This is a genomic window from Streptomyces sp. NBC_01439 (genome assembly GCF_036227605.1).
Taxonomy (GTDB): domain Bacteria; phylum Actinomycetota; class Actinomycetes; order Streptomycetales; family Streptomycetaceae; genus Streptomyces.
This window is the reverse complement of record NZ_CP109487.1, coordinates 6321926-6342207: the sequence shown is the minus strand read 5'-3', so window position 1 is coordinate 6342207 and position 20282 is coordinate 6321926. Positions and strand designations below refer to the sequence as shown.

The 20282-nt window shown below is 72.0% G+C and carries 19 protein-coding genes; 3 read left to right on the top strand and 16 right to left on the bottom strand.

Translation table 11 applies throughout. The annotated features are described in order from the left end of the window. Positions 1-85: 85 nt before the first annotated feature. A complete protein-coding gene (locus OG207_RS28635) occupies positions 86-1141 on the bottom strand; it encodes a GlxA family transcriptional regulator (protein ID WP_329102173.1) in 1056 nt (351 codons plus the stop codon). A 71-nt stretch (positions 1142-1212) separates the two neighbouring features. Between OG207_RS28635 and OG207_RS28630 the strand changes: the two genes are divergently transcribed. Then, positions 1213-2541 carry an MFS transporter gene (locus OG207_RS28630; protein WP_329102172.1) on the top strand — a complete coding sequence of 443 codons (1329 nt, stop codon included), beginning with the start codon at positions 1213-1215 and terminating at the stop codon, positions 2539-2541. Positions 2542-2746: 205 nt separating this feature from the next. On the opposite strand, the gene OG207_RS28625 is transcribed toward OG207_RS28630, so the two are convergent. The 12 genes from OG207_RS28625 to hrcA all read right to left on the bottom strand — a co-directional run bounded on the left by OG207_RS28625 (position 2747) and on the right by hrcA (position 14491). Next, a complete protein-coding gene (locus OG207_RS28625) occupies positions 2747-3103 on the bottom strand; it encodes a cytidine deaminase (protein ID WP_329102170.1) in 357 nt (118 codons plus the stop codon). Between the two features lie 68 nt (positions 3104-3171). Beyond that, positions 3172-3534 (bottom strand): MmcQ/YjbR family DNA-binding protein, encoded by a 363-nt coding sequence (locus OG207_RS28620; protein ID WP_329102168.1) that lies wholly within the window; start codon positions 3532-3534, stop codon positions 3172-3174. Beyond that, a complete protein-coding gene (locus OG207_RS28615; protein WP_329102166.1) occupies positions 3531-4835 on the bottom strand; it encodes a hemolysin family protein in 1305 nt (434 codons plus the stop codon). The genes OG207_RS28620 and OG207_RS28615 overlap by 4 nt, the downstream gene beginning before the upstream one ends. Further along, entirely contained in the window at positions 4832-5329 is a 498-nt protein-coding gene (gene ybeY, locus OG207_RS28610) for an rRNA maturation RNase YbeY (protein WP_266596591.1), read from the bottom strand. Before ybeY ends, OG207_RS28615 begins: the two co-directional genes overlap by 4 nt. Positions 5330-5342: 13 nt before the next feature. Then, on the bottom strand, positions 5343-7457 hold the full coding sequence (locus OG207_RS28605; protein WP_329102164.1) for a PhoH family protein: 2115 nt from the start codon (positions 7455-7457) through the stop codon (positions 5343-5345). A 124-nt stretch (positions 7458-7581) separates the two neighbouring features. Continuing rightward, on the bottom strand, positions 7582-8676 hold the full coding sequence (locus OG207_RS28600; RefSeq protein WP_402695085.1) for a carbohydrate kinase family protein: 1095 nt from the start codon (positions 8674-8676) through the stop codon (positions 7582-7584). Positions 8677-8889: 213 nt separating this feature from the next. Next, positions 8890-9795, bottom strand: coding sequence for a ribonuclease Z (locus OG207_RS28595; RefSeq protein ID WP_329102162.1), 906 nt, complete (start codon positions 9793-9795; stop codon positions 8890-8892). Positions 9796-9798: 3 nt separating this feature from the next. Continuing rightward, positions 9799-10158, bottom strand: a complete 360-nt coding sequence (locus OG207_RS28590; RefSeq protein ID WP_329102160.1) for a histidine triad nucleotide-binding protein — start codon at positions 10156-10158, stop codon at positions 9799-9801. Positions 10159-10343: 185 nt separating this feature from the next. After that, positions 10344-11090, bottom strand: coding sequence for a 16S rRNA (uracil(1498)-N(3))-methyltransferase (locus OG207_RS28585; protein WP_329102158.1), 747 nt, complete (start codon positions 11088-11090; stop codon positions 10344-10346). Then, a complete protein-coding gene (locus tag OG207_RS28580) occupies positions 11087-12178 on the bottom strand; it encodes a nitronate monooxygenase (RefSeq protein WP_329102156.1) in 1092 nt (363 codons plus the stop codon). The genes OG207_RS28585 and OG207_RS28580 overlap by 4 nt, the downstream gene beginning before the upstream one ends. 156 nt (positions 12179-12334) lie before the next feature. After that, positions 12335-13474 (bottom strand): molecular chaperone DnaJ, encoded by a 1140-nt coding sequence (dnaJ, locus tag OG207_RS28575; RefSeq protein ID WP_030010180.1) that lies wholly within the window; start codon positions 13472-13474, stop codon positions 12335-12337. Beyond that, entirely contained in the window at positions 13475-14491 is a 1017-nt protein-coding gene (hrcA, locus tag OG207_RS28570) for a heat-inducible transcriptional repressor HrcA (RefSeq protein ID WP_328790483.1), read from the bottom strand. A 146-nt stretch (positions 14492-14637) separates the two neighbouring features. Here hrcA and OG207_RS28565 point away from each other — a divergent pair, with 146 nt between their 5' ends. Next, positions 14638-15363 (top strand): MBL fold metallo-hydrolase, encoded by a 726-nt coding sequence (locus OG207_RS28565; protein WP_329102154.1) that lies wholly within the window; start codon positions 14638-14640, stop codon positions 15361-15363. A 28-nt stretch (positions 15364-15391) separates the two neighbouring features. Further along, positions 15392-16195 carry a DUF3097 domain-containing protein gene (locus OG207_RS28560; RefSeq protein ID WP_329102152.1) on the top strand — a complete coding sequence of 268 codons (804 nt, stop codon included), beginning with the start codon at positions 15392-15394 and terminating at the stop codon, positions 16193-16195. A gap of 1 nt (position 16196) precedes the next feature. On the opposite strand, the gene OG207_RS28555 is transcribed toward OG207_RS28560, so the two are convergent. The 3 genes from OG207_RS28555 to OG207_RS28545 form a co-directional block, all read right to left on the bottom strand. Then, the gene (locus OG207_RS28555; protein ID WP_443072750.1) at positions 16197-16751 is read right to left on the bottom strand and encodes a Uma2 family endonuclease; all 555 of its coding nucleotides are present in this window, start codon (positions 16749-16751) and stop codon (positions 16197-16199) included. 100 nt (positions 16752-16851) lie between these two features. Next, positions 16852-18084: a radical SAM family heme chaperone HemW gene (hemW, locus tag OG207_RS28550; RefSeq protein WP_329102148.1), complete on the bottom strand. Its 1233-nt coding sequence runs from the start codon at positions 18082-18084 to the stop codon at positions 16852-16854. 215 nt (positions 18085-18299) lie between these two features. After that, complete coding sequence (locus OG207_RS28545) at positions 18300-20192, bottom strand: AMP-dependent synthetase/ligase (RefSeq protein WP_329102147.1); 1893 nt, start codon at positions 20190-20192, stop codon at positions 18300-18302. Positions 20193-20282: the final 90 nt, after the last annotated feature.

Below are 20282 nucleotides of genomic sequence, written 5' to 3'. Positions count from 1 at the left end.
CCCCGATTCGCACTGCCCGCCCCTTAAGGTCCCGCGCGCCCGAGCCCGGCGCAGGGGGCCATTCACGAGCGGGGGGCGGGAGAAGTCAATGCGCGGGCCCGGCAATAACTGATGGCCCATCAGGAGATGGCAGGTTGCCCGTCCCACCGGCCGCGCGGAAGGTGCGGCGGTAGGCCGTCGGGCTCACCCCCAGCGCCGCCTGCACGTGCTTGCGCAGCGACTGGGCCGTACCGAAGCCGCTGTCCCGCGCCACGTGCTCCATCGGCAGCTCCGTCTGCTCCAGCAGCTGCCGGGCCCGTTCCACCCGCCGGCCGACGATCCACTGGCCGGGGCTGACGCCCGACTCCTCGCGGAACCGGCGCGTGAAGGTCCGTACCGACATGGCCTCCTGGCGGGCCAGGTCCGTCAGTCGGAGCGGTTCGTGCAGCCGGTCCAGCACCCAGGCCCGGGCCGCCGTGGTGGTGGCGAGCTGCGGCTCCGGCATCGGGCGCGCGATGAACTGCGCCTGCCCGCCCTCCCGGTGGGGCGGCACGACGGTCCGCCGGGCCACCTCGTTGGCGACGGCCGCGCCGTGGTCGCGGCGCACGATGTGCAGGCACAGGTCGACACCGGCGGCGACTCCGGCCGAGGTCAGCACGTCCCCGTCGTCGGTGTAGAGCACGTCCGGGTCGACCCGGACGGCCGGGAAGAGCCGCTGGAAGTGCTCGGCGCAGGCCCAGTGGGTGGTGGCGGGACGCCCGTCGAGGAACCCGGCCGCGGCCAGCACGTACCCGCCCGTGCAGATGGAGACGAGCCGGGTGCCGGGCCGGATGTGCGCCAGCGCCGCCGCGAGCTCGTCGGTCAGCCGGCCCTCCTCGTGCACCGGGCCCAGCTCGTACGAGGCCGGCACCACCACCGTGTCGGCGGTGGCCAGCAGTTCCGGGCCGTGCTCGACGTGGATCGCGAAGTCTGCGTCCGTGCGCACCGGCCCCGGGGCGAGCCCGCAGGTGAGGATCTCGTACAGCGGCTGCCCGGCCGAACTCTTGGCGCGCCCGAAGATCCTGTGCGGGATGCCGAGCTCGAAGGGCAGCAGCCCGGTGAGGGCGAGGACGACCACCCGGTGCGCCATCTTCTCCGACTTCTCCGACTTCTCCGGCTCCATGGCCCGATCGTAGCGAAGCATGACAGTCAAGCCACTTTCAGGCGATCCCCAGATGGCCGAATGCTGTCGACGTGCCCCAGACAGCCCCCGCCCCCGCCTCCGCCCCCGCCCCCGCGGACCGCCGCTCCCCGCAGCGGCCCGCCCGCGTCCACCGCGCCTGGTTCGTCGCCGCCGTCGCCTTCGTGACGATCATCGGCGCGGCCGGCTTCGCCTCCCTGCCCGGACTGCTCATCGAGCCGCTGCACGCCGAGTTCGACTGGTCGCGCGGGACCATCGGCCTCGCCGTCTCCGTCAACCTCGCGCTGTACGGGCTCACCGCCCCCTTCGCCGCGGCCCTGATGGACCGTTTCGGCATCCGGCGGGTCGTGGCCCTGGCCCTGCTCGTCATCGCCTCGGGCTCGCTGGCCACGGTGTGGATGACCGAGCCCTGGCAGCTCGTGCTGTTCTGGGGCGTCCTCGTGGGGTTGGGCAGCGGCTCCATGGCCCTGGCCTTCGCGGCGACGGTGACGGGCCGCTGGTTCACCGCCCGGCGCGGCCTGGTCACCGGCATCCTGACCGCGGCCGGGGCCTCCGGCCAGCTGGTCTTCCTGCCGCTGCTGGCCTGGCTGGTCGACCAGCACGGCTGGCGCCCGGCGACGGTGACGGTCTCCCTGGCAGCCCTGGCCGTCGCCCCCTTCGCGTGGCTGCTGATGCGCGACCACCCGGCGGACGTGGGACTCGCGCCGTACGGCGGCACGTACGTGCAGAAGCCGGCACCGGTCCCGGGAGCTGCCCGGCGCGCGCTGCGGGTGCTCTTCGACGCGGCCCGCACCGGCCCGTTCTGGCTACTGGCGGGCACCTTCGCGATCTGCGGGGCCTCGACCAACGGCCTGGTCAAGACCCACTTCGTGCCCGCCGCCCACGACCACGGCATGCCGGTGACGGCTGCGGCGGGGCTGCTGGCGGTGGTCGGCGTGTTCGACGTGATCGGCACGGTGGCCTCGGGTTGGTTCACGGACCGCTTCGACTCGCGGCGGCTGCTGGCCGTCTACTACGCCCTGCGCGGGATCTCGCTGCTCTTCCTGCCGATGCTGCTGGCACCGTCGGTGCGGCCGCCGCTGCTGTTCTTCATCGTCTTCTACGGCCTGGACTGGGTCGCGACCGTTCCGCCCACGATCGCCCTGTGCCGCGAGCACTACGGGGACGACGGCGCGATCGTCTTCGGCTGGGTCCTGGCCTCGCACCAGATCGGCGCGGCCGCGGTGGCCTTCCTGGGCGGCCTGACCCGCGACCTCACCGGCTCGTACGACACCGTCTGGTACGCCTCGGGCGCGCTGTGCGCGATGGCCGCCCTGATGTCGATGACCCTCCGCCGCAGGCCCCCGACGGCCCCCGCCGAATCCAGCCCCGCCGGCGTTTGAGGCGCGGGGTCTGGGCGGAGCCCCAGGAAACCCGGCCCCGCCGGGCACCGGGCTCCGCCCGGACCCTCCCCCAGCTACCGCTGGGAGGTGCCCACCCTGCTCAAACGCCGGCGGGGCTGGAGATGCCCGGCCAGGGGCGAACGGCCCGGCGGCCGGGATGGGCCGGCAGGGGTGCGGAGGGTTCGTCGGCCGCCCCGCCGGGAGGCTAGGGGCCGGCCGGGGTGGTGGACTTCAGGGTGCCGTCCGGGGCCGCCAGCAGGACCGGGGTGTCCGGGCCGCCGAGGTCGCGGACGGCCGCGCGGTCGGCCTCGGCCGGAGTGTCGGCCGTGCTGACGACGGCCGCGGCCTCCAGGGACCGCGCACCGCTCGCCACCGCCATCGCGACCGCGGTCTGCAGTGCGCTCAGCTTGAGGGAGTCGAGCTCCACCGTCCCGGCGACGTACGTGCGGCCCGTCTCGTCCCGCACCGCCGCCCCCTCGGGCACCGCGTTGCGGGCCCGGGCGCTGCGCGCCAGCGTGATGATCTTGCTGTCCTCGGGGTCGATCCCGGTGCTGTCGGTCATGGGCGAAAGCATAGGGAGGCGCCCCGCGCCCCCGCACGACCACCCCGCCGCCGGGGCGGGGGCCAGCGCTACGGCCGGTCCAGCCGCAGCCGCTCCGCCCTCGGCAGACCCGCGACCACCAGGTCGTACGAGTCCTCCACCAACTCCCGCACCAGCCGCTCCGGCAGGCCGCCCGGCCCGCCCACGGTCACCGTGTTCCAGTGCCGCTTGTTCATGTGGTAGCCCGGCACGATCGCCTCGTGCTCCTCGCGCAGCCGCACCGCCAGCTCCGGATCGCACTTGAGGTTGACCTTGAGCGGCGCCGCGTCCAGCGCCGACAGCGCGAACACCTTGCCCAGCACCTTGAACACCGAGGTCTCCGGGGTGAAGGGGAACTCCTCCACCGCCGCGTTGAAGCCCAGGCAGAACGCGCGCAGTTGCTCCGGGGTCATTCCCCCTCCTCCCCCGCGGACTCCGCCGCGGCCACCGGTTCGACCAGGACCGTCACGATCTTGTTCCGCCGGCCCGCCGGGGATTCGGCGGTCAGCCGCAGCGGACGCCCGTCGGGCAGTTCCACCACCGAGGAGGCGCCCGCGATCGGCACCCGCCCGAGCGCCTTCGCCAGCAGTCCGCCGACCGTCTCCACGTCCTCGTCGTCGAAGGCCTCGACCTTGAACAGCTCACCGAGGTCGGTGATGTCCAGGCGCGCGGTGACCCGGTAGCGGTCCTCGCCGAGGTCCTCGACCGGCGGGAGCTCCCGGTCGTACTCGTCGGTGATCTCTCCGACGATCTCTTCGAGGATGTCCTCGATGGTGACGATGCCGGCCGTGCCGCCGTACTCGTCGATGACGACGGCCACGTGGTTGCGCACCTGCTGCATCTCGCGCAGCAGATCGCCCGCGTTCTTGGTGTCCGGTACGAAGACGGCCGCCCGCATCGCGGTCGATACCAGGTCGGCCTCGGCCTCCCGGCTGATGTGCGTCTTGCGGACGAGGTCCTTCAGGTAGACGATCCCGACTATGTCGTCCTCGTTCTCCCCGGTCACCGGGATGCGGGAGAAACCGGACCGCAGCGCGAGCGTGGTCGCCTGACGGACCGTCTTGTACCGCTCGATGCAGACGAGGTCGGTGCGCGGCACCATCACCTCGCGCACCAGCGTGTCGCCGAGCTCGAAGACCTGGTGCACCATGCGGCGCTCGTCGTCCTCGATCAGCGATTCCTTCTCCGCGAGGTCCACCATCGCGCGCAGCTCGGCCTCGGAGGCGAAGGGCCCCTTGCGGAAGCCCTTCCCGGGCGTGAGCGCGTTGCCGATGAGGATCAGCAGCTGCGGGATCGGCCCCATGATCCGGGCCAGCGGCACGAGGACGTACGCGGCCGCGGTCGCCGTGTTCAGCGGGTGCTGGCGGCCGATCGTGCGCGGGGAAACGCCCACGGCGACGAAGGAGACGAGCACCATGACGGCGATGGCCACGAGCAGCGCGGTCCAGTTCTCGCCGAACTCGTCGAGGCAGACGTAGGTGACGAGCACCCCGGCCGCCATCTCGCACGTGACCCGGACGAGCAGGGCCACGTTGAGGTAGCGGGTGGGGTCGCCGGCGACCTGGGCGAGCTTCTCGCTCCCGCGCCGGCCCTCCCGTACGGCCTGCTCGGCCCGGAAGCTGGAGATGCGGGCGATGCCGGACTCGGCGCAGGCCGCGAACCAGGCCACCACCACCAGCAGCACCGCCCCGGTGATCAGCTGGGGGGCGTTCACGAGACGGTCGGAGCCGGGGACGGACCGGTGATGCCGCGCTCGCCGCGCCAGCCGTCGACGATCGCTGCCTGGAGGCCGAACATCTCGGCCTTCTCGTCCGGCTCCTCGTGGTCGTAGCCGAGCAGGTGCAGCACTCCGTGGACGGTCAGGAGCTGGAGCTCCTCGTCCATGGAGTGCTGCGTCGGGGCTTCCTCGCCCTGCCGCTTGGCGACCTCGGGGCAGAGCACGATGTCACCGAGGAGCCCCTGCGGGGGTTCCTCGTCGTCCTTGGTCGGCGGACGGAGCTCGTCCATCGGGAAGGACATGACGTCGGTCGGACCGGGCAGATCCATCCACTGGATGTGGAGCTGCTCCATGGCGTCCTCGTCGATGACGATGACGGAGAGCTCGGAGAGCGGGTGGATCCGCATCCGGGTGAGCGCGTAGCGGGCGATGTCGAGGATCGCCTGCTCGTCGACCTCGGTTCCGGACTCGTTGTTGACGTCGATCGACATGGTGCGCTGGGTTCTACTTCCGCTGGTGGCCGTTGGAGGCCGGCTGGCCGTCGTCGTACTTCTCGTACGCGTCGACGATACGGCCGACCAGCTTGTGCCGGACGACATCCTCGGACGTGAGCCGCGAGAAGTGGATGTCGGGCACCCCTTCCAGGATCTTCTGGACCTCCCGCAGACCGCTCTTGGCGCCGCCCGGCAGGTCGATCTGGGTGATGTCACCGGTGACGACGATCTTCGAGTCGAAACCGAGCCGGGTCAGGAACATCTTCATCTGCTCGGCGGTGGTGTTCTGCGCCTCGTCGAGGACGACGAACGCCTCGTTGAGCGTGTTGTGCGTCAGCAGGTAGTCCTGCGTCACGTACAGCGAGTCCTCGGCGGCTACCTGGATGCACACCGCCTCCTCCCGTCCCGCGGGCTCGATGGAGTCGATGAAGCGCATCGGACGCCCACCGCCGCCGGCCGCATGGTACGCGTCCCGCTTGCGGGCAAGGCGGAAGGGCTCGATGTCCTCGGGGAGTCGGATGTCGACGACGTGCGCGTCGTGCCGGTGCGCGCCAATGGCAGTGCCCTGCAGCCGGTCCGCCGCCCTGCGTCGTCGGGTGTAGGCCACGCCGCCGAGCGACTGGACGAGTGCGATCACGTCGTCCCGCAGGACGATCGAGGCAGTGGAGTACTGGACCCGGCAGGTACGGTCCCGCTGGGTGACCGGTCCGCCGTCGGAGTCGAGCAGGCCCTGGAGTACCGCGAGGCGGACCTCCGCCGTGTTGAACAGGTAGTCGTCCGGCACGAACTTGGAGTGCGAACGGCTGCCGAGCAGATCCAGTTCGCGCATCACCCGAGTGACCGGGTTTTCCAGAGTGATCATGTCACCGGGCGACTTCACCCTATTCAGGACGTAGTCGGGGCCGCCCTTGTGGCGTACGGCCACTCCGGGAAGCGCTGCCTCCAGGGCGCGGACGAGCTCCTCGTCCACCGTGGAGAAGGACGGTGTGGTGGAGCCGGTGAGGCAGCCGTCGCCGAGCAGCAGACCGAGCGCGTACGGGTCCATGGGGATCTCGCGCTCGGGGAAGGCCACGGGAGCGGTGAGCATCGGCAGTTCGTATCGGCGGGCGTGCCCCGCACGGAGGTTGCCGATCATCTCCTTGGTCTCCATGACCCGCCACGGCTTGTCACGGCGCTTGTCGTCGCGCGTCCTGACGGTCCACAGGTGCTCATCGCAGCAAAGGGTCCAGGAGCCGTCCTGGGCAGTGAGGCGGTAGATGTCCTTCTCGCCCTGCGGGTACACGCCGAGGACCGGGGTCGGCTCACCGTTCGACCCGACGACGAGGTCGCCCACCTGGAGATCGCCGATGGGGCGCCAGCCGTCCGGCGTCAGCACCTTCGTGAAGACGGGCATCGCACGCCCCCTCATGTACGCCAGGGGCGCCACCTCGATCGTGCCCGCCGCCATCAGCCGCGGGATCGAGTCGGGGTCGATCATGTCGTGCAGCGCGTCGTAGAGCGGGCGCAGGTAGGGGTCGATCTTGTCGAAGAGGGTGCCCGGCAGGAAGCCGAGCCGCTCCCCCGCCTCGACGGCGGGTCGGGTCAGGATGATCCGGCTGACCTGCTTGGACTGCAGGGCCTGCACGGCCTTGGCCATGGCGAGGTAGGTCTTGCCGGTACCGGCGGGGCCGATGCCGAAGACGATCGTGTTCTTGTCGATCGCGTCGACGTACCGCTTCTGGTTGAGGGTCTTGGGTCGGATGGTGCGGCCGCGGCTGGAGAGGATGTTCTGGGTGAGCACTTCCGCGGGCGTCTCGGCCGGCCCGTCGCCATTGCCGTTGCCGCTCGCCTTGAGCATGGCGATCGAGCGTTCCACTGCGTCCTCCGTCATCGGCTGCCCGGTGCGGAGCACCAGCATCATCTCGTCGAAAAGTCGCTGGATCAGCGCGACTTCCGCCGCTGCACCGATCGCGCTGACCTGATTGCCCCGAACATGGATGTCGGCCTTCGGGAAGGCCTTCTCGATCACGCGCAACAGGGCGTCACCCGAGCCGAGCACGGTCACCATCGGGTGCGTGGCCGGAACGGTGAAGTGGGCTCGCGCCTGCCCCGGCGCGGGGATGTGGGCTGTCGGTGTCTGAGTCATGGGCCGGCACTGTGGCCTGCGCATACCTCCCGCTGAGGGGCCGCGCCGATCGACGACCTCCGGAGTACCAAGCGTACGTCTCCGCCGCGGCTTCCCCGAGAGGTTTTACCGCCCGGTCGCACCGCTAGAGCGAGTGCCGGAAGCCGATCGTCGGTACCGCCCTGCGCCGGGCCGCCGGAGTCCCGCCCGGCGGGACCAGATCGTCCAGGAAGCCGTACCGGCCGCGCAGCTCCTGCGGGGCGTCCCGCCACCAGTGGGCCACCTCCGGCCAGCCGGGGGCCGACAGGGAGCCGCCGAACTCCTGCACCGACAGGGCCGCCGTCAGCCCGGCGAAGGCGAGGCGGTCCGCGAGCGGCCAGCCCGCCAGGGTGCCGGTCACGAAGCCCGCCACGTAGACGTCTCCCGCCCCCGTCGGGTCCAGCTCGTCCACCGTGATCCCGGGGACGTGCGCGGTCTCCCCGGTGCGCCCGTCCACCGCGTACGAGCCCTCCGCGCCCATGGTCACCACCGCGATCGGCACCTTCTCCGCCAGCGCCCGGGCCGCGGCTCTCGGACAGTCGGTCCGCGTGTAGCGCATCGCCTCGCCCGCGTTCGGCAGGAAGGCCTCGCAGTGCTCCAGGTCGGCCAGGGCGCCCAGGTCCCACCGGCCGCTCTCGTCCCATCCCACGTCCGCGAAGATCCGCGAGCCGCGCCGGGCGGCCTCGCCGATCCACTCCTCGCCGCGGCCGGGTCCCAGGGCCGCCACGGCCGCGCGGGCCCGTGGCGGGCACTGCGGGAAGGGCCCGGGGCCGGCCGGCGGCGGAGCCTCGTGGCCGTGCGAGACCATCGTGCGCTCACCCTCGTAGGCCATCGAAACGGTGACGGGGCTGTGCCAGCCGGGGATGGTGTGCGACATGGACAGATCGATTCCCTCGCCCTGTTCGAGGGCGTCCCAGCAGTACTCGCCGTAGTGGTCGTCCCCGAATGCGGCCGCCAGCGAGGTGCGCAGGCCGAGCCGGGCCAGGGCGGTGGCCATGTTGGCGACGCCGCCGGGGCTGGAGCCCATGCCGCGCGCCCAGGACTCCGTACCGCGCACGGGGGCCGAGTCGAGGCCGGTGAAGATGATGTCGAGGAAGACCGTTCCGGTCAGGAAGACGTCACAGCCGGGTTCCCGGGGGTCACGTAGCGGACCGAGCGGGTCCACTGCTGCTGCGCGGATTTCGTAGTCCCGACCGGTCACGGCGATCTCCCCGTTGTTCCTCGAAGGCCCGTTCCTGCATGACGCTTCCCATGGAAAGCTGCCAGCCCTGCCCACCCCGGACAGGACCAAAACCCAGTGTGGCGCAGATCACCCATGGAAGGCCCCCGGTCGCTCGGGCCGCTCGGGCCGCTCGGCGAGCACGCCCCGGGCCGGCCGGCGCGGCCGGGCCGGGGTGCGTGCCCGGGCCCGCGGTCAGCCCCGCTTGGGCAGGGGCACCCGCACCAGGTCCGCGGCCACGGTGAGCTCGCCCTCGAAGCCGGCCGCGCGGGCCTGGCGCTCGAACTCGGCCGGGTCGGTGTAGCGCTGCGAGAAGTGCGTCAGCACCAGGTGCCGCACGCCGGCGTCCCGCGCCACCCGCGCCGCCTGGCCGGCGGTCAGGTGCCCGTGGTCGGTGGCCAGCCGTTCGTCCTCGTCGAGGAAGGTCGACTCGATCACCAGCATGTCGCAGCCCTCGGCCAGCGCGTCCACGCCCGGGCAGAGCCGGGTGTCCATGACGAACGCGAACCGCTGCCCGGGCCGGGGTTCGCTGACCTCGTCCAGGGTGACCTCGCCGAGCCGCCCCTCGCGCTGGATCCGGCCCACGTCCGGCCCCATGATCCCGTGGCGCGCGAGCAGCTCGGGCACCATGCGTCGCCCGTCGGGCTCGGTGATCCGGTAGCCGAAGGACTCGACCGGGTGCGAGAGCAGTCGGGCCTCCAGGACGTACGAGGACCCCTGCGCGAGCACGCCGTCCGCCGCCACCGGCTCCTCGCGGAGCGGGACGGTCTCCCGGTAGGCGGTGGCGTACCGCAGCCGGTCGAAGAACTTCTGCCCCGAGGCCGGGTAGTGCGCGGTGACGGGGTGCGGGACCTGGTCGAGGTTGATCCGCTGGATCACCCCGGCGAGGCCGAGGCTGTGGTCACCGTGGAAGTGGGTGATGCAGATCCGGTTGATGTCGTGCGCGGCCACCCCGGCGCGCAGCATCTGGCGCTGGGTTCCCTCGCCCGGGTCGAAGAGGATGCCCTCGCCGTCCCAGCGCAGCAGGTAGCCGTTGTGGTTGCGGTGGCGGGTGGGCACCTGGCTGGCCGTGCCCAGCACCACGAACTCTCGTACGGACACGTGCTATCCGGGGGGCCACTGGAGGCCGCGGCCGCCGAGGACGTGCGCGTGGGCGTGGAAGACGGTCTGCCCGGCGCCGGAGCCGGTGTTGAACACGACCCGGTAGCCGTGTTCGACGATCTTCTCGTCGAGGGCGACCTGGCCGGCCTCGCGCAGTATGTCGGCGGCGACGCCCGGCTCGGCCGCCACGAGGGAGGCCGCATCGGCGTAGTGCACCTTGGGGATGACGAGCACGTGCGTGGGCGCCTGCGGGTTGATGTCCCGGAAGGCGACCGTGGTCTCGGTCTCCCGTACCACGGTCGCGGGGATCTGCCCCGCGACGATCTTGCAGAACAGGCAGTCGGCCTGCGGTTCCCCGGCCATTGCTTCGCCTCCCGTGACGGTGATCGGTCCGGGCATCGTATCCAGCCGGACGCCCGCCGCGGGACGGCATTTCGACCGGCCGGGCCGCAGGCCCCGGGCCGGACGGGCCGATTGCCCCCGGGCCGGCCGGACCAGGAGCCGGAGCGGCCCGTCAGGCCCCGGGGACCGTCACGACCAGCGGGCCGTCACGACCAGCGGCCCGTGCGGGCCAGCAGCACCGCCGTGGCCGCCGTCCCGGCCGTGGAGGTCCGCAGGACGGAGCGGCCCAGGCGATAGGGGTGGGCTCCCGCGGCGGCGAAGACGGCCAGCTCCTCCGGGGAGACACCGCCCTCCGGGCCGACCACCAGCACCACGGAACCGGTCTTCGGGAGCTCGGCCGTCGCCAGCGCCCCGGACGGGGCGTCGCGGTCCTCGTGGAGCACCATCGCCAGGTCGGCGCCGGCCAGCAGCGCCGCCACCTGCTTGGTGGACATGGCCTCGGCCACCTCCGGGAAGCGCACCCGGCGGGACTGCTTGCCCGCCTCCCGGGCCGTGGCCCGCCACTTGGCCAGTGACTTGGCTCCGCGGTCGCCGCGCCACTGCGTGATGCAGCGCGAGGCCTGCCAGGGCACGATCGCGTCCACGCCGGTCTCGGTCATCGTCTCGACGGCCAGCTCGCCCCGGTCCCCCTTGGGGAGTGCCTGGACCACCGTGATCCGCACTTCCGGCTCCGGCTCCTCCGCGACGGTGTGCAGGTCCGTGACGACCAGCCGGTCCTTGCCCTCGGCGGCCTTGACCACGCCCTCCGCCCAGTGGCCGAGCCCGTCCGTGAGGACCACGTCCTCTCCCGGGTTCAGGCGTTTCACGGACACCGCGTGCCGGCCCTCCGGGCCGTCCAGGACGAACTCCGGCCCCGCGGGGACCTCTTCCACCACGAACACCGGGGCGGTCATGACGCACTCCTCATCTGCCTTGCCTTCAACGTGCTCTGCGCCTGGGCCAGTTCGGCCGTCAGCACTTCCACCAGCTCCCCCGCCGGCAGTGGTCGCGCCAGCCGGTGCCCCTGCCCCGCCCACAGGGCCATGCCCTGCGGGTCCCCGGCCGCGGCGGCGGCCTTGCGCAGCCCCGAGGTCAGGTGGTGGACCTGCGGGTACGCGGCCGGGGCGTACGGCCCGTGCTCGCGCATGAAGCGGTTCACCAGCCCCCGCGCCGGCCGCCCGGAGAAGGCCCGGGTCAGCTCGGTGCGGACGAACAGCGGGTCCGTCAGCGCCTTCTTGTGGACCGGGTCCGCCCCCGATTCCGGGCAGGCCAGGAAGGCCGTCCCGAGCTGCGCCGACTCCGCGCCCGCCGCCAGCAGGGCCGCGATCTGCGCGCCCCGCATGACCCCGCCCGCCGCGATGATCGGGAGCGCCACGGCCTCCCGCACCTGCGCCACCAGCGCGAGGAGGCCCACGGTCGCCGTGCCGTCGATCTGCGGGTCGTCCCGGTGGGTGCCCTGGTGACCGCCGGCCTCGGCGCCCTGGACGCAGACCGCGTCCGCACCGGCGTACTGGGCGCTGCGGGCCTCCTCGGCGGAGGTCACCGTGACGACGGTGTACGTGCCGGCCTTGCGCAGGGCCGCCAGGGCCGCGAAGGAGGGACAGCCGAAGGTGAACGAGACCACCGGGACCGGGTCTTCGAGGAGGATGGCGATCTTGGCATCGTAGCCGTCGTCGCTGGTGCCGATGATGTCCTCCTCCGCGAGCGAGATCTCGTACCAACTCGCCTCACCGGCCAGCTGCCCGCGGTAGGCCTCCACGGCGGCCGGATCGACGTAACCGGTCTGCGGCATGAAGAGGTTGACGCCGAAACGGCGCCGGGTCAGCGCGCGCACCTGCTTGATCTCCTGGTACATCCCGTCGGCGGTCTTGTAGCCGCCGGCCAGGAAGCCCAGTCCGCCCGACTCGCACACGGCGGCGGCGAGCGCGGGGCAGGAGGCGCCGCCCGCCATGGGAGCCTGCACGATCGGGTACGGGGAGAGACCGTTCGGTGCCGAGGACATGGACTGCATCGTGCCACGTCCGACGCATGGGGCCGAACCGTGGCATTCGCCTGGCATAGTCCGCTTCCCGACCGGCCCCCGGCCGTCGCCGGGCCCACGTGACGAGCCCGGCCGGGGAATCCCCAGGCCGGGCTCGTGACGGTGGACCGAGGTCGATCAGCGACCGTTGAAAGCGTCCTTCAGACGGCTGAACAGACCCTGCTGACCCGGCGCGAACTGACCCATCGGCCGCTCCTCGCCGCGCAGCTTCGCCAGCTGGCGGAGCAGGTCCTCCTGCTGGGCGTCCAGCTTGCCCGGGGTGGTGACCTCGACGTGCACGATCAGGTCGCCGCGTCCGCCACCGCGCAGGTGGGTGACGCCGCGCCCGTGCAGCGGGATCGCCTGGCCGGACCCGGTGCCGGGTCGGATGTCGATCTCCTCCAGTCCGTCCAGCGTCTCCAGCGGGCACTTGGTGCCCAGCGCGGCCGCCGTCATCGGAATGGTGACCGTGCAGTGCAGGTCGTCCCCGCGCCGTTGGAAGGTCGGGTGCGCCAGCTCGTGGATCTCCACGTACAGGTCGCCGGCGGGGCCGCCGCCGGGGCCGACCTCGCCCTCGCCCGCGAGCTGGATCCGGGTGCCGTTCTCGACGCCCGCCGGGATCTTGACCGTGAGGCTGCGGCGGGAGCGGACACGGCCGTCGCCCGCGCACTCGTGGCACGGGGTCGGGACCACGGTGCCGAAGCCCTGGCACTGCGGGCAGGGGCGCGAGGTCATGACCTGGCCCAGGAAGGACCGGGTGACCTGCGAGACCTCACCTCGGCCGCGGCACATGTCACACGTCTGCGCCGAGGTGCCGGGAGCGGCGCCCTCACCGGAGCAGGTGTTGCAGACGACGGCCGTGTCGACCTGGATGTCCTTGGTCGTCCCGAAGGCCGCCTCGTCCAGTTCCAGGTCGAGACGGATCATCGCGTCCTGGCCGCGCCGGGTCCGCGAGCGCGGGCCGCGCTGCGAGGCCTGGCCGAAGAAGGCGTCCATGATGTCGGAGAAGTTGCCGAAGCCACCCGCTCCGAAGCCGCCCGCTCCGCCGCCGCCGCCCGAGGAGGACAGCGGGTCGCCGCCGAGGTCGTAGACCTGCTTCTTCTGCGGGTCCGACAGCACCTCGTAGGCCGCGTTGATCTCCTTGAAGCGCTCCTGCGTCTTCGGGTCCGGATTCACATCCGGGTGGAGTTCACGCGCGAGGCGCCGGAAGGCCTTCTTGATCTCGTCCTGCGATGCGTCGCGGCGCACGCCGAGAACGGCGTAGTAGTCCGTGGCCACTTACGACTCCGCCAGGATCTGTCCGACGTAACGTGCCACTGCGCGTACCGCTCCCATCGTTCCGGGGTAGTCCATGCGGGTCGGTCCGACCACGCCGAGTTTGGCGACTGCTTCGCCGCCCGAACCGTAACCGACCGAGACGACCGACGTGGAGTTCAGTCCCTCGTAGGCGTTCTCGTGCCCGATCCGTACGGCCATTCCCGACTCGTTGGCCTCGCCCAGCAGCTTGAGGAGCACGACCTGCTCCTCGAGTGCTTCGAGCACCGGCCTGATCGTCAGGGGAAAATCGTGTCCGAAGCGGGTGAGATTGGCGGTACCGCCGATCATCAGCCGCTCTTCGGCTTCCTCGACCAGGGTTTCGAGGAGCGTCGCGAGCACGGTGGAGACCGTGCCGCGGTCCTCGGCCTCGAAGGATTCGGGGAGGTCCTGGACGAGCGGGGGCACATCGGTGAAGCGGCGCCCGACGACCCGGCTGTTGAGCCGGGCCCGCAGGTCCGCCAGCGAGGTCTCCCCGAAGGGGCTCGGGCAGTCGACGAGCCGCTGCTCGACCCGCCCGGTGTCCGTGATCAGTACGAGCATCAGGCGCGCGGGAGCGAGCGAGAGCAGCTCCACGTGCCGGACGGTCGACCGGGTCAGGCTCGGGTACTGGACGACGGCGACCTGCCGGGTGAGCTGAGCGAGCAGCCGCACCGTGCGTCCGACCACGTCGTCGAGGTCGACGGCGCCGTCGAGGAAGTTCTGGATGGCCCGGCGCTCGGGCGACGACAGCGGCTTGACCCCCGCCAGCTTGTCGACGAAGAGCCGGTAGCCCTTGTCGGTGGGGATCCGGCCAGCGCTGGTGTGGGGCTGGGCGATGTAGCCCTCGTCCTCCAGCACGGCCATGTCGTTGCGCACGGTGGCGGGCGAGACGCCGAGCCGGTGCCGCTCCGTGAGCGCCTTGGAGCCGACCGGCTCCTCCGTCCCGACGTAGTCCTGGACGATGGCGCGCAGCACTTCGAGTCTGCGTTCGCTGAGCATCGCGCACACCTCCAGCTGTGGTCCGTTGCCGTCTTCTGCCGTGTTCGTTGGCACTCTGATCGTTCGAGTGCCAGAGAGCCCCCGCTCAGTGTACGGCCGGGCGGTAAGCCCCTGGCAAGGGAGGACCGCCAGGGTAGCGTCGCGGCATGGACGTGGATTGGGAAGGGTCGGGCTGGGAACGGCTGACCGGGCGGGCCGGCCGGCGGCGGCTGCCGGTGTGGGACTGCACCGTGGGGCTGGTGGTGGGCGAGGATTCGGTCCTCCTGATCGACCCCGGGTCGTGCCTGCGCGAGGGGGCCGAGGTGCGGGCCGAGGCGGAGCGGCTGACGGGGCGGAGCGTGACCCATATCGCATTCACGCACGGTCATTTCGATCATGTCCTGGGCGCGTCCGCCTTCCCCGGGGCCGAGGTGTTCGGGGCGGTCGGACTGGCCGCACTGCTGGCGGCGGAGCGCGAGGAGCTGCGCGAGGACGCGGTCCGGCAGGGGCTCGCGGAGGCGGAGGCGGCCCAGGCGGTGGACCTGATGGTGCTGCCCCGGCATTCGGTGTCGGGCGAGTGGACGCTGGAACTGGGCGGCGTGCAGGTGCTGTTGGCCAATGTGGGGCCCGGGCACAGCGGGCACGACCTGGCGGTCTTCGTACCGGGCGAGCGCGAGGTGGTCTTCTGCGGGGACCTGGTCGAGGAGTCGGGCGAGCCCATGGCGGGCCCGGACGCCGCCCCCGGGCAGTGGCCCGCCGCCCTGGACCGGCTGCTGTCACTGGGCGGGGACGACGCACTGTACGTGCCGGGTCACGGAGCGGTGGTCGGGGCGGAGTTCGTCCGTGCGCAACGCGCCACACTGGCGGCTCGTTTCGGCGTGTCGGAGGCGTGATGCGGGCGGCTCTCCTAGTGTCGGCCGGATGCGCGAGTACTCCCCCGACCTGACCCCGCAGTGGAAGCGACCCGAGGCCGTGCCGGAGGTGGCGGCGGATCCCGACCTGGTGGTCGAGGTGGCCGGTACGGACTTCTGCGGCGCGGTGGTGGCCTGCGAGGCGGGCACGGTGACCCTGGAGGACCGCTTCGGCAAACGGCGGGTGTTCCCGATGGAGCCGCGCGCCTTCCTGTTGGACGGCGCCGTGGTCACCCTGGTCCGGCCCGCGCGCCGGCCCTCCGGTCCGCTCCTGACGGCTTCGGGCTCGCTGGCCGTGCCCGGGGCGCGGGCGCGCGTGGCGCGGGCCGGCCGGATCTACGTCGAGGGCCGGCACGACGCGGAGCTGGTGGAGCGGGTCTGGGGTGACGACCTGCGGATCGAGGGCGTGGTGGTGGAGTACCTGGAGGGCGTCGACGACCTCCCGGCCGTCGTCGCCGACTTCGCCCCGGCCCCGGACGCGCGCCTCGGCGTCCTGGTCGACCACCTCGTCCCGGGTTCGAAGGAGTCCCGCATCGCGGCGTCGGTGACCTGCCCGGACGTCTTGGTCGTGGGCCACCCGTACGTGGACGTCTGGCAGGCCGTGAAGCCGTCCGCGCTGGGCATCCGCGCGTGGCCGGTGGTCCCGCCCGGCCAGGACTGGAAGAAGGGGGTCTGCCGGGCCCTGGGCTGGCCGCAGAACACGGGCGCCGCCTGGCAGCACGTCCTGTCCCGGGTGACGTCCTACAAGGACCTGGAGCCGACGCTCCTGGGGCGCGTGGAGGAGCTGATCGACTTCGTCACGGCACCGGTTTGAGCTACGGCAGGGTGTCGAACTCCGTGGTGTCGAGCGTGACACCGAGGACGTCGAGCGGGACCGGTTCACCGAACTTGCTGGTCCGCTCGGTCCGGTAGTCGGCTTCCTCTCCGGCGCCGAAAGGTTCGGTGAGCACCACGCACTTGGCCTGGAAGGGGTCGATGATCAAATAGGTGGGGATGCCGCCCGCCGCGTAGATGGAGCGCTTCGTCACGTAGTCGCGCAGCTTGCTGGTCTTGGAGACGACCTCGACCACCATCGCCAGAGCTGAAGCGGGCACCAACCGGCCCGACTCGGGCGCTGCCTCGCTCGGCAGGACCACGAGGTCCGGCTGCGGCTCGGACGACTCCGCCGGAATGTCCACGTCCTGCGTCTGGAGCGGGTACCAGCGTCCCACGGGGATCTGCCGCTGGACGAACAGGACGATCAGGTTGTGGACCACGTCGGGCCCCGCCATCATCACGATTTCCCCCCTGAGGAGCTCAACCTTGACCCCCTCGGGAGCCTCGAAGCTCTCGAAGTACTCGGTCATCCGGCGATCGTCCACAGCGGTCATCTCCGTGCCCTCCACTTCTGCCGCCGGGTATGCGACAGAAGGCTACGAACAGGCTAGGCCGCGCCTGCCCTCATTCGCAGCGATTCACTCCGTGGAGTGATCAGTCCACCAGGTCCCGGACCACCGCGTCGGCCAGCAACCGCCCCCGCAGGGTCAGCACGGCACGCCCGGCCTCGTACGGCACGGCGTCCAGCAGCCCGTCCGCCAGGGCCTTGCGGGAGGCGGCCAGTCCGGCCGGGGCGAGCAGGGACAGCGGGACCCCGTCCACGAGGCGCAGCTCCAGCAGGATCCGCTCCACCCGCCGGTCCTCCTCGGAGAGGATCTCGCGTCCCGCGCCCGGGGAGCGGCCCTCCGCCAGCGCCGCGGCGTAGGCACCCGGGTGCTTCACGTTCCACCACCGCACCCCGCCCACGTGCGAGTGCGCGCCCGGGCCCGCGCCCCACCAGTCGGCGCCGCGCCAGTACAGCTCGTTGTGCAGGCAGCGCCCGGCCTCCGAGGTGGCCCAGTTCGAGACCTCGTACCAGGCGTACCCGGCCTCGACCATGACCGAGTCCGCGATCAGGTACCGGTCGGCGTGCACGTCGTCGTCCGTCATCGGGACCTCGCCGCGGCGGATCCGGCGCGCGAGCTGCGTGCCCTCCTCGACGATCAGCGCGTAGGCGCTGATGTGGTCCGGCCCGGCGCCCAGCGCTGCCGAGAGGGTGGCCCGCCAGTCCTCGTCCGACTCCCCGGGCGTGCCGTAGATCAGGTCGAGGTTGACGTGCTCGAAGCCCGCCGCCCGCGCCTCGGCGACGCACGCCTCGGGGCGCCCCGGCGTGTGGGTGCGGTCGAGCACCTTCAGGACGTGTTGCTTGGCGCTCTGCATGCCGAAGGAGACCCGGTTGAAGCCCCCGGCGCGCAGCTCGGCGAGGTACTCCGGGTTCACGGACTCCGGGTTGGCCTCGGTGGTGATCTCGGCGTCCTCGGCCAGGCCGAATTCGTCCCGGATCGCCGCGAGCATCCGTACGAGGTCCCGGGCGGGCAGCAGCGTGGGCGTGCCGCCGCCCACGAACACCGTCCGTACGGCCCGCGGGTCGTCCCCGAGCACCTTCCGCGCGAGGCGGACCTCGTCGATCAGGGTGTCGGCGTAGTTCTCCCGGGAGGCGAGCACACCGCCGGTGCCCCGCAGCTCGGTGGCCGTGTAGGTGTTGAAGTCGCAGTACCCGCAGCGCGTGGCGCAGTACGGGACGTGCAGGTAGAACCCGAGCGGCCGCTCCCCCGCGCCCACCAGGGCGTGCGACGGCAGCGCGCCGTCTTCGGGCATGGGTTCACCGTCGGGGAGTGCGGAAGGCATGCCCCCATCATCCCGCACCGCCGCACCGCCCGGCCCCGCTCGCGTCCGGTCCCGGCGGCGGCGCGTCCGGCCCCGCCGGCGTCGGGGGCGCGGGGTTCGGGGCGGGGCCCCGGGACACGGCGCGCAGCCGATGCCCGGGGCCGCCCGGGAACATTGGGGTCGGCGGGGCCGGCGGGGCGGTCCACCGCCCCGCCCCGTCGGGCCCGCGGCGGGCGTCAGGCCTCGCGGGACCCCTCGTACATCTCCTCGATCAGGTGCTTGAACTCACGCTCGACCACCGGTCGCTTCAGCTTCAGGCTGGGGGTGAGGTCGCCGTGCTCGACGTCGAGGTCGCGCGGCAGCACCCGGAACTTCTTGATCGTCTGCCAGCGCTGCAGGCCCTCGTTCAGGGTCTGTACGTACGTCTCGATCAGTCGGCTGGTCTCCGGCGCCGCCAGGACCTGTCCGTACGTCTTGCCCTCCAGCCCGTTCTCGGTCGCCCAGGTCAGGATCGACGGCTCGTCGAGGGCGATCAGCGCCGAGCAGAAGTTCCGGTCGGCGCCGTGCACGACGATCGTCGACACGTACGGGCAGATCGCCTTGAACTGGCCCTCGATCTCCGCCGGGGCGACGTACTTGCCGCCCGAGGTCTTGATCAGGTCCTTCTTGCGGTCGGTGATGCGCAGGTAGCCGTCGGCCGACAGCTCGCCGATGTCACCCGTGTGCAGCCAGCCGTCGGACTCCAGGACCTCGGCGGTCTTGTCCGGCTGCCGGTGGTAGCCCTGCATGATGCCGGGGCCGCGCAGCAGGACCTCGCCGTCGTCGGCGATGCGGACCTCGGTGCCGGGGAGCGGCTTGCCGACCGTGCCGGTGCGGTAGGCCTCGCCCGGGTTGACGAAGGAGGCCGCGCTGGACTCGGTCAGGCCGTAGCCCTCCAGGATGTGGACGCCCGCGCCGGAGAAGAAGAAGCCGATCTCGGGGGCCAGGGCGGAGGCACCGGAGACGGCGGCCCGCAGTTTCCCGCCGAAGGCCTCGCGGAGCTTGGAGTAGACGAGCGCGTCGGCGATCTTGTGCTTGGTGCTGAGGCCGAAGGGGGCGGTCGCCTGGCCGGTGCGGCGGAAGTTGTCCTGCGTGACCTTCGCGTACTCGCGGGCGACGCCGGCCGACCACTGGAAGATCTTGTACTTGGCTCCGCCGGCGGCCCGGGCCTTGGCCGCCACACCGTTGTAGACCTTCTCGAAGATGCGCGGGACGGCGGCCATGTAGGTGGGCTGCACGACCGGCAGGTTCTCGATGATCTTGTCGATCCGACCGTCGACGGCGGTCACGTGCCCGGCCTCGATCTGCCCGGAGGTCAGCACCTTGCCGAAGACGTGGGCCAGCGGCAGCCACAGGTACTGGACGTCCTCCTTGCCGATCAGCCCGGTGGCGACCATGGCCTTGGCCAGGTACGACCAGTTGTCGTGCAGCAGTCGCACGCCCTTGGGGCGGCCGGTGGTGCCGGAGGTGTAGATGAGGGTGGCGAGCTGGTCGGAGGTGATGGCCGCGATCCGCTCGTTGACCGCCTCGGGGTGCTTGGCGAGGTGCTCCTTGCCGAGCGCCTCCAGGTCGGCGAGGGAGAGCACCCAGCCCTCGGGGTCGCCCTCGGCGGCGACGGCGTCGGCGGCGTCCAGCACCACGACGTGGGCGAGGTCCGGCAGGTCGGCGCGGCGCTCGCGCGCCTTCGCCAGCTGCGCCGCGTCCTCGGCGATGAGCACCCGGCTCTCGGAGTCCGCGAGGATGAACGCCGACTCGTCCGCGTTGGTGCTGGGGTAGATCGTGGTGACCGCGCCGCCCGCGCACATCACGCCGAGGTCGGAGAGGATCCACTCGACCCGGGTGTTGGAGGCGAGCGCGACGCGTTGTTCCGTTTCCAGGCCGAGGGAGATCAGCCCGGCGGCGATGGCGAACACCCGCTCGGCCGCCTGGCCCCAGCTGAGTGATTTCCAATCGTCTGGGCCGCCGTGGCCGCCGGCCGCCGGCACCGGGTACCGGTAGGCCTCGTCGTTCGGCGTCGCTGCGACGCGCTCAAGGAAGAGCACCGCCACGGTGGGCGGGCGGTTCTCGAGATAGGTCTGTGTGTCGCTCACGACATCCTCCGGACCGTTCCACGCGGCAGTGCGTGGGCGTGGGGCGCTGGGGGGCGCTTGGGACTGGCGGGTTTGCAGCCGGTGGCTTTC